A 1,192-nucleotide genomic window follows, 5' to 3' on the forward strand; every position below is an offset into this window, starting at 1 on the left:
TGTCCACTTCCCCTAAACTGAGACAGATTTAATTAGAGTTTTCTGCGATAGTAATAGCAGGAGACGACTATGAAAAAATCACGATTTACTGAAACGCAGATCATCGCGATCTTGAAAGAAACTGATGCCGGTATGAAGGTTGAAGATATCTGCCGAAAACACGGAATCAGCAACGCCACCTATTACAACTGGAAGTCCAAGTACGGTGGTATGGAAGCGTCGGACATCAAGCGTATTAAAGAGCTTGAGGAAGAAAATGCGAAGCTGAAAAAGCTGTTTGCAGACGTCAGTCTTGAGAACCACGCGATGAAGGAGCTCTTTGCAAAAAAGGGTTGGTGACAGCAGACAAAAAAGACTGCGCGAAAACGTTGGTTGACGCAGGCCTGAGCATCGTAAAAGCATGTACCTTAACGGATTTGAGCCGTTCTAGCTTTTATCGGGTTGAGCGCGACTGGCGTAAAGCAGATGCTGCTGTCATTGATGCCATTAATGCCGTTTTGGAGAAATCGCCACAAGCCGGCTTCTGGAAATGTGCTGGACGCATTAAATTTAAAGGATATCCGTTTAATCACAAGCGTATTTATCGCGTGTATTGCCGCATGGGATTGAACCTAAAGCGCCGCGTGAAGCGAGTGCTCCCAAAACGCCCGGCACGACCGCTGGAAGTGATTGAACAGCCGAATCACCAATGGGCCTTAGATTTTATGCACGATACGCTTTATTGCGGGAAACGCTATCGAACCTTAAATGTGCTCGATGAGGGCACTCGGGAGTGCTTGGCCATTGAAGTAGATACATCGTTGCCAGCTGAGCGCGTTGTTCGTACGCTAGAGCAGTTAAAGGCAGAGCGAGGGTTGCCAATGCAACTTCGTGTCGATAACGGCCCAGAGCTAATCTCGGCACGTTTAACGGACTGGTGCGACGACAACAATATTGAGTTGGTTTATATCCAACCCGGAAAGCCGCAACAAAATGGCTTCGTTGAACGGTTTAACGGTTCGTTCCGGCGTGAGTTCCTGAATGCATATTTGTTCGAATCACTGAGCCAAGTTCGCGAAATGGCTTGGTTCTGGCGGTTGGATTATAACGAAGAGCGAACCCATGAAAGCCTTGGCAATTTACCGCCAGCGGCTTACCGGGCAAAACTGGAAAACTCTAGTTTAAAGTTGTGTCATTAATGGGGAAGTGGACA

Annotated in this window: 1 protein-coding gene; it reads left to right on the forward strand. The window is 47.5% G+C overall.

Annotation, left to right across the window (positions count from 1 at the left end; all coding sequences use genetic code 11):
- Window positions 1-69: 69 nt before the first annotated feature.
- Window positions 70-1,178, forward strand: a protein-coding gene (locus A28LD_RS06625) for an IS3 family transposase (protein WP_139043544.1) whose coding sequence is annotated in 2 segments (ribosomal slippage) — window positions 70-322 and window positions 322-1,178 — 1,110 coding nt in all. Because the reading frame shifts where the segments join, the coding sequence is not laid out codon by codon here.
- The last annotated feature ends 14 nt before the right edge of the window (window positions 1,179-1,192 follow it).

The organism is Idiomarina sp. A28L (assembly GCF_000218785.1).
GTDB lineage: Bacteria > Pseudomonadota > Gammaproteobacteria > Enterobacterales > Alteromonadaceae > Aliidiomarina.